Source organism: Pseudoalteromonas sp. AWM4_233, from assembly GCF_056158285.1.
Window position 1 is genome coordinate 1 of record NZ_JBSWSZ010000132.1, and the last position, 8,338, is coordinate 8,338.

At 44.1% G+C, this 8,338-nt stretch carries 5 protein-coding genes and 2 pseudogenes; 5 read left to right on the forward strand and 2 right to left on the reverse strand.

The window, feature by feature from the left end:
- Nucleotides 1-715: 715 nt before the first annotated feature.
- The 4 genes and pseudogenes from ACXAC4_RS27135 (at nt 716) to ACXAC4_RS27150 (ending at nt 5,327) form a co-directional block, all read left to right on the forward strand.
- Complete coding sequence (locus ACXAC4_RS27135) at nt 716-2,122, forward strand: MATE family efflux transporter (RefSeq protein ID WP_475168235.1); 1,407 nt, start codon at nt 716-718, stop codon at nt 2,120-2,122.
- A gap of 513 nt (nt 2,123-2,635) precedes the next feature.
- Nucleotides 2,636-3,904, forward strand: a complete 1,269-nt coding sequence (locus ACXAC4_RS27140; RefSeq protein ID WP_475168238.1) for a TonB-dependent receptor — start codon at nt 2,636-2,638, stop codon at nt 3,902-3,904.
- Between the two features lie 10 nt (nt 3,905-3,914).
- Nucleotides 3,915-4,454, forward strand: a pseudogene (locus ACXAC4_RS27145) (TonB-dependent receptor domain-containing protein); the annotation flags it as partial.
- A gap of 390 nt (nt 4,455-4,844) precedes the next feature.
- The gene (locus ACXAC4_RS27150; RefSeq protein WP_475168245.1) at nt 4,845-5,327 is read left to right on the forward strand and encodes a hypothetical protein; all 483 of its coding nucleotides are present in this window, start codon (nt 4,845-4,847) and stop codon (nt 5,325-5,327) included.
- An 886-nt stretch (nt 5,328-6,213) separates the two neighbouring features.
- Here ACXAC4_RS27150 and ACXAC4_RS27155 read toward each other — a convergent pair.
- A pseudogene (locus ACXAC4_RS27155) lies at nt 6,214-6,753 on the reverse strand (SbcC/MukB-like Walker B domain-containing protein); the annotation flags it as partial.
- A 979-nt stretch (nt 6,754-7,732) separates the two neighbouring features.
- On the opposite strand from ACXAC4_RS27155, the gene ACXAC4_RS27160 reads away from it, so the two are divergent.
- A complete protein-coding gene (locus tag ACXAC4_RS27160; RefSeq protein ID WP_475168249.1) occupies nt 7,733-7,912 on the forward strand; it encodes a carotenoid oxygenase family protein in 180 nt (59 codons plus the stop codon).
- Nucleotides 7,913-7,994: 82 nt separating this feature from the next.
- Here ACXAC4_RS27160 and ACXAC4_RS27165 read toward each other — a convergent pair whose 3' ends face one another.
- The gene (locus ACXAC4_RS27165; protein ID WP_349287941.1) at nt 7,995-8,201 is read right to left on the reverse strand and encodes a hypothetical protein; all 207 of its coding nucleotides are present in this window, start codon (nt 8,199-8,201) and stop codon (nt 7,995-7,997) included.
- Nucleotides 8,202-8,338: the final 137 nt, after the last annotated feature.

Here is an 8,338-nt window from a genome sequence, read left to right on the forward strand (position 1 = left end):
CCATTGCCACTTCGGCTAAGGTTACATAATAGCGACTACGGATTCCGCCACCAGCACCTTTGGCGATACATTGAACGGTCAGACAGTTCAATTCCGCTTCAGAATCTCTTCTGACTTCACGGCGAACGAGTTCGGTTGGGTACTCGATAATGTTGAATTCACCAATATCGAAACCTCCGTGTGTCTCTGATGTTGTTGCGGGTGATCCAGTATCCTGTGACTAATTGGTCATAAAACTCTAGACTGAAAGGCGCTCTGCACAGAGCGCCTTTTTTGTTTGTCGCTGTTGTCTTGTGCAAACGCCAAATAAATAAAGTGATAAATCCACTCAATGTGATTACGATTTAGGTTCTAAATTAGACCGTTGTTGAGTCATGCACGGCAACTATATATTGATGGAAATGGTGATTGCATTTCCGGAAAAAATGTTTGACTTATCATTAGTTTCAGGTCAAAGTTTCGCAACTACTTAAACCGGTAGCAGTCCAATGAACAATGTAATCCACTTCATTAGCGCTGATATTGTGCTCGCACAACCGGTCTGGGAGCGTACTGACCAAACAAAGCTGATTAACAGCCCGCCTTTTTTAAGGCAACATACCACAGCTCCCATTTCAGCCTGACGAAGGCTTAAAAATTCATAACATCTTCTTTTTTTAATCAGCATGCATGAGCGCTGGCTCTGTGATGCAGTTCGCTTAGTGGATTAAGCAATATGACAACAAAAAACAATAAACCCGGACTTTGGCAATTATTTAAACAGGCCGTCAAAGGCAATGTGCAATATGACTTTACCCAGGGATCAATAGGTATCGCAGCCTTCTTACTCGCCGTACCAATGGTACTGGAGATGGCTATGGAATCTGTGTTTGCTGTAGTAGACATCTTTTTTGTTTCCTCGTTGGGATTTGAAGCAGTGGCCGTGGTAGGGCTTACTGAAGCGGTTCTGACCTTGATTTATGCCATAGCCATTGGCTTAAGTATGGGAGTTACTGCATTAGTAGCCCGACGTATCGGCGAGAAACAACCACAGAAAGCCAACCAGGTAGCGGGCCAGGCACTTTGGTTGGGGCTTTTAGTGGCACTGCTTGTGGCATTAATCGGGCTATTTTTTGCAAGAGACATTCTGTTGCTGATGGGCGCCGAAAATGCGGTTGTTGCCATAGGTGAGAATTACATAACGATCATGCTCTGTGGTTCAATCACCATACTCTACCTGTTTATCATCAATGCCATTTTTCGTGGTGCGGGTGATGCCTCTATTGCTATGCGCTCATTGTGGTTAGCCAATGGCATTAACATTGTATTGGATCCAATCCTGATATTTGGCTTAGGCCCAATCCCAGAAATCGGTGTAACAGGTGCAGCAATAGCAACATCTATCGGCCGGGGTGTGGGTGTCCTTTACCAATTATGGCACTTGTTTAATGTCGGAAATCGCATCCATATCGAAATGCAGCATCTCACTTTGAAAGCAAGTATCATGGTAGACCTGATTCGGGTTTCATCCGGCGGCATAATGCAGTTTTTAATTGCCACAGCCAGTTGGGTATTTCTGGTCAGGATAGTATCGGACTTCGGCAGTGCTGCGGTTGCGGGCTATACCATCGCTATCAGGATTGTGATGTTCACCATCTTGCCAGCCTGGGGGCTCAGTAATGCTGTAGCCACACTAGTAGGGCAAAATCTGGGGGCCAATCAGCCGGGCCGTGCTGAGCAATCGGTTTGGGCAATTGCTAAATTTAACCTGGCATTTATGTTAACTGTTGCCATGGTATTTATTCTGCTTGCCAAGCCAATTATTGGATTGTTTACCCAGGACCCTGACGTATTGGCTAGCGGCATATCCTGTTTAACATTAGTGGCTTACGGTTACGGCTTTTTTGCTATCGGAATGATCTTAATACAGGCCTTTAATGGTGCCGGAGACACCATGACACCCACCAAAATCAACTTTTTCTGCTACTGGTTGACCCAAATCCCGCTGGCTTGGTTACTAGCCACACAAGCGGGATACGAAGCTGAAGGAGTTTACATGGCGGTTTTAGCAGCAGAATCATTAATCGCCGTTGTGGGTTATTTCATATTCCGAACAGGTAAATGGAAACAAGTTATGGTTTAGTGATAATAAACCAATAGCGGGCAGCCTGGCTTTGACTGGCTGCACGCCAGTTCTGTACCAGAAAACTTACAGAATCACGGTCATTTAATTAATTGAATAGGGTTCATTTGTAAATTTCAGCATTTAGGCCCAAACCAAGTTTCGAACTTCATTGTAAAGTTACTCTAATTGGCTACATTTAAAGGCTTTTCAGAACACTTAGCGACTTAGGACAAATTATTCGCATAAGGTTTAATTGTGCGTCAAATTCAGTGAAAATAGCGCGCGACCTCAAAACAAGAACTCATTATGGAGCCTGCCTGTACTCCCCCTATTAGCATTATCTGCCATTTACTTCAGTCCTGGTTATGCAAATCAGGAGGAGCTAAATCTCGAATCCATTACAGTGACGGGTACCCGAAGCAGTGTCATGTTAAGTGAAATGTCCGGTAATCTGACACGCCTTTCTACTGAGAATATTAACCAGACTCAAAGTACCCATTACACAGAGCTGATGAATCAGGTCGCTGGTGTTTGGGTCAGCCGTGGAAATGGTCAGGAACATTTAACAGCAATCCGTTCCCCAGTTCTTACCGGAGCGGAAGTTGTGGTGCATTTTTCGTTGCCGAAGACGGTATCAGCGTGAGAGCCGCGGGATTCTGTAACGCCAACCAATTATTTGATGTCAATGCCAACCAGGCTGGAGCGATAACGGTACTCAGAGGACCCGCCAGTGTTATTTATGGTAGTAACGCAGTTCACGGTGTACTTAATACACTCACACCTGACGCTGAATTTATGCCAGATTTTAGTATTTCATTGGAAGCCGGGCCTAATGATTTTCAACGTGTTTCCTTAACCAGCGCGAAAACAACGGACAACAATGGGATGGCACTATACGGAACTATCACCGATGATGGTGGTTATAAAGAAAATAGTGGCTATCGCCAGGACAAGCTTAACCTATTGCATCAAACCCAGAGCGCACAGTTAAAGGTTAAAAATGTCTTGTCTTACAGCAATCTCAATCAGGAAACAGCTGGTTTCGTACAAGGCTTTGAAGCTTTTAAAGAAGCACAGCTGAAGCGTTTGAATCCCAATCCGGAGGCTTATCGCAATAGCCGCTCAGTGCGAGGTCACAGCCAAATAGAATTTGCCAGCGGTAATTATCACGTCCTGTTAAAACCCTATTTTCGCAGTCATGACATGACTTTCTTGCAACACTTTCTCCCGTGGCAAGCCACTGAAGAAAATGGTCATGATAGTGTTGGCCTATTGTCTGCCGCGACAATACAACATGACGTTGTCACTCTCACTTTGGGTATGGATCTGGATTACACCGAGGGCTGGTTAAAGGAATTTCAGGAACAAGAATTTAGTGATTCTATTCCGCAGGGAGAGCATTACGATTATCAGGTGGATGCACTGGTTATTTCACCTTATATCAACAGCCAATGGCAAATCACAGACGCATTCAGTGTTGATGCAGGTCTTCGTTTTGACCGGACCCACTATGACTACAAGAATAACCTGGAAGCTGGCTCTGCCTGTGCATCTGGCATAGACAATTGTCGTTTTTATCGACCAGCAGACCAAACTCGTAGCTTTAGTAATCTCTCAGCAAAGTTGGGGGCTACTTATTCACTATCAGCTGACCAGGTGGTATACGGACAAATCAATCGTGGCTTCAGAGCACCGCAAGCTACAGAATTATTCAGACTGCAAAACAACCAGGCCAATGCTGATTTGAATGCTGAAAAAATGGCTTCAGTGGAAACCGGCCTAAAGAGGCAGGCTTCTTGAAGACAACAGGCTTTTCTACGATATAAGCGCGTATATGATGCGAAAATCGGATCATATTTTTCAGGATACCGAGCGCCAGAATGTCAGTAATGGCAAAACCTCCCACAAAGGGATCGAATTGACAGTTAACTGGAAAATCACCCCAAATTGGAGATTAAACTTAGCACTGGATAAAAGCCGCCATCAATACGAAAACAACGTGGCTATCGCCCGGGGTGTTAACATCAAAAACAATGACATCGACACGGCTCCCCAAAACAACGCTCAGATTAGTCTGCAGTGGCAAAAAGCTCAGTTTAGTACTCAACTGGAATGGCTATATCTGGACGATTATTATTTAGACCCGGCCAACACAGCTAAATACGATGGGCACCAGTTGCTAAACGTGCGAGCCAGGTTACCAGTTACTGACAAACTAACCTTTTCTTTTAGAGTTATGAATCTATTGGATGAAGATTATGCCGAGAGAGCGGATTTCGCTTTTGGAAATTACCGTTATTTCGTTGGTGAACCACGGTCATTATTTCTGCATCTAAACTACAAGCCATAAAAAATCGCGGGACCGATCTTTCTGATTATTTATTTCATGTCAATACATGAGTAAACGTAACTAAATTTACCAGCTTTTTTGTCCACATTAGCGCTGCTATTTTTCTCATTTCAAGGAGTATTGATTTATTGCCGAGCACTTCCAAAGGCTTACTGAACCGATTGATATAAATACAAAATACAATGTAAACCTTGTCAATTTTGGGTCAATACCTATCAAATTTGAGTCACATTTTAATTTGTTATTGCACGGAATAATATAACTCCTAAATTATTTCCAGGCGACATGGCTTGTTACTTTTGCGCTTTGCGCGGCAAAGCCAAACTAGCTTTAATTGGAGACATATAAGGTCAAAAACCCGACCTCGAAGGAAAACATTGGATGCGGATTATGAAGATGAAACACAAACTTATTTCTTGTTTATTTTTAGCCAGCACAATCGGTCTGTCAGCCCAATCGGCTGCACAGCAAAGCGATAACATGGAAACGGTTGAGGTGACCGGCAAACAACCTGCTTCCTGGTACCGTGACCAGGCCGAACAAAAAGAACAGGATTTTTACACACTGTTCAATAGTCTGATTGACAAAGAAGAGTTTAAAGTTGAGTGCAAATACAAAAAGCGCGACAACAATTCCAGAGTCAAAGCACGTATCTGCGAAGCGCAATTTGTTTCAGATATTATGAATAAATCCTATCCCGGTTTAGGACGAAAAGCCCGACAACTAGCCCGTGAACAGGAATACAGAAAGAAGGCCACGGAACAGGTTGCCTACATGGAAAAGCAAATTAATGCCCATGAGTCCCTGAAGCAAGAGTACATTCTGTGGCAAACCGCGAAACAACAATATCTGAAAGTAAAAGATTCAGATTAACAGTCCTCATTGAAAGTTGTTCTGAACTGCGTAGGCGGTCAGAACAACTATCAGTCTGATAGTTGTATAGTCCCCCCAACTCTGGAAGCGTCGAAGAATCCTTGTAGGTTGGAATTTATTCCAACGACCCTGCTAAATTCAATCACCGTTGTCCGATTAATATCCCCCAACTCTGGAAGCGTCGAAGTATCCTTGTAGGTTGGAATTTATTCCAACAACCCTGCTAAATTCAAACACCGTTGTCCGACTAATATCCCCCAACTCTGGAAGCGTCGAAGTATCCTTGTAGGTTGGAATTTATTCCAACGACCCGGCTAAATTCAAACACCGTTGTCCGACTAAAATCCTTTAACTCTGGAGGCGTCTAAGTATCCTTGTAGGTTGGAATTTATTCCAACAACACTGCTAAATTCAATCACCCTTGTCCAGGGCGAGAAAATCAACCAGCCTTCAGACTCCTTAGTTGAATTTGCTGGTAGGTAGACTTTTTCCGACGACGTAGTCTAATTCAACCACTGTTGTTTGATTGAAATTATTGTCGGGGCGCCGACTGCGCCTCAAGGTGAGCGGCTGCGCCCCCCTTGAGCCCCCCCCGCAGCCCTTTCGCGAGACAAGCCTTAAGCGCAGGGAAAACCTGGGGATTGGCAACAGGGATGTATTTTTAGGTCTGACTTGAGCTATATGGACGCAGTGAATGCCGATTTTGCAGGAGCAAAAATCGGCCAGTCAGACAGCAGTGGTTGATTCCATTTGCTTTGTCGAACTGAAGTTCGACCTACAGGCTTATATATTCTCGCGCCAAGGGCAAAAAGGCTCACCCCTAAGAAAAGTCACATCAGGAACCGGAATTTAATGGTTCGCAACAAAATATCCATGCAATTCCTTATTACTGTACTTTAGTGCCGCGAAACCGAGCCTCCAACTCACTTACCCCCAAACCATTCTTCTTGAGCACCTTGATTTGCACCGGAATGCGATCTTTCATAGCCTCGATATGGCTGATTACACCGATCGTTTTGCCCGAGGCATTCAGGTTGTCCAGGGTATCCAGCGCCAAATCCAGAGTTTCTGCATCCAGTGTTCCAAAACCTTCATCAAGAAACAAAGAATCGATGCTGGTTTTGTGACTCACCAGATCAGACAACCCCAATGCCAGTGCCAGACTCACCAGAAAACTCTCTCCACCAGACAAGGTTTTGGTATCCCTTTGGCTATCCGCTTGCCAGGTGTCAGTAACCTTAATTCCCAGGCCGTCCACTTGCTCCCGGGTCAACAAATAACGACCATGTAGTTGCTGCAACCGCCGATTGGCCAAATGAATCAGATTATCCAGAGTTAACCCCTGAGCAAATTTGCGAAACTTTTCCCCTTTCGCATGACCAATCAGATCATAGAGATATTGAATGTCATCATAATTTTCTCTGAAACGGGCAATTTCTTCAGCCAAAGTCGCGTGAGCAATCCTGACCTGATCATCTCGCTGTAACTGATTACGCAACTGCCCTGATTTTTCAGCTAACTGTTGCAATTGGTCAGAGATCTGTTGCTTATCAGCCTGATAATGACTAATCGCCGCTTCACTTGTGTCAAACTCAACCTCCTGCACTGTGCTGCTTTTTGCCAGATGACTGGCCAACTTTTCCGTTGTCGCATTGCACAGGGTTTTCGCATCCTGCTCAGCTTTGTTGAGGCGGTTGGTGTCTTCCCGGAGCTGCTGCAATTCTGCATCAGAAAGTGACGCCTGAACAAAAGCGTCTTCGTCCGGAAACTGACTTTGATCCAGCTTTTCCTCAAATAGCTTTTGGGCAACATTCAGTTTTTCACTCTGCTGCCCTGACTGCTGAGACAAAGCCTCTAATCTGTTGCTGGCTGCAACGAATTGATGCTCTGCCTGGCGAAGAACTCCTCTCTCCTGCTCCATACTTTCCCGGCAAGCCTCTACCTGACTTTGAGCCTGCACAATCAGTTGCTCGCCAGACTGAGTGCCCGCCAGTTGACGCTGTTTATTTTGCAATTGCTCCAGCCGCTCTCTTAGTTCATTCAACGTGTCAGAATAAACCTGATTTTGCGCCTGCTGTTGCGAACATTGATTATGCTGATAGCTCAGCTCTGACTCTAGTTTATGCAACGACGACTGAATTTGCTGTTGCTGAATCTGCTGATTTTGAAATTGTGATTGTTGACTGCTCACCTGTGCAAACCAATCTGTAAGAGGCAAACTTGTCGTAGTCGCTGGCAAATGAACCCGTTGTAACTCAGCCAGGTGCTGATGCGAATGCGTAGTCGCTGTATGTTAACCTTAGCAAGACCAGCCTGACGAAGTAGATGAAACTATTAGTGAACGAACGAGTTAAAAAACGCATTGCTAAGGTTAACGACGGTTAGATTCACCTCTTACACAGCACCTGTTTAATACACAAAAAGAAGGCAACGGCTATTTAGTTGGGACTGCACTGCATTTACCTTCAAATCGCACATGTGTAAATATTTTTAAAGCTAATAGAGTGAGTGATGGCCCTATTTGTAGAGCTTGGTTGCCTAGCGTCATCCCACTTGGTTTTCACGGTAACTTTGTCGCTGCATAGAAAAAAGCGAGTAATATAAAGCAGCTGGCTTTTGTTTTATACGTATCGCCAGCTGCTTGAAAATAGATAAAAGATTTTAAAATTAGCTTAAATTTTTAAATGTTTTGAATGACCCCACTGAAAGTGCAATCCCCATAATTAGAGTAATTAAAAAGCTGAAAGCACTAAAATTATCACCGTTAAACTCACTCAATAAATAGCCAGAGAAAATAAAGAAAACGGCACTTGCGCCCCAAAGCGTACCTGCAATGAACCCTCTATCAAATGAAAACTTCTTCGTCGCTGTCATATTCAACTCCTTATTTGACGTCACAAACAGATTTATACTCTGAAACCTGATATTTATGAAGGGCTAATACATAGAAAATATATAAGCTCTTTCTTAGAGGTGCTGTGTAAGAGGTGAATCTAACCGTCGTTAACCTT

Coding starts and splice junctions, on each gene's coding strand:
- ACXAC4_RS27135 (WP_475168235.1), top strand. CDS start 716: ATGACAACAAAAAACAATAAACCCGGACTTTGGCAATTATTTAAACAG.
- ACXAC4_RS27150 (WP_475168245.1), top strand. CDS start 4,845: ATGAAGATGAAACACAAACTTATTTCTTGTTTATTTTTAGCCAGCACA.
- ACXAC4_RS27165 (WP_349287941.1), bottom strand. CDS start 8,201: ATGACAGCGACGAAGAAGTTTTCATTTGATAGAGGGTTCATTGCAGGT.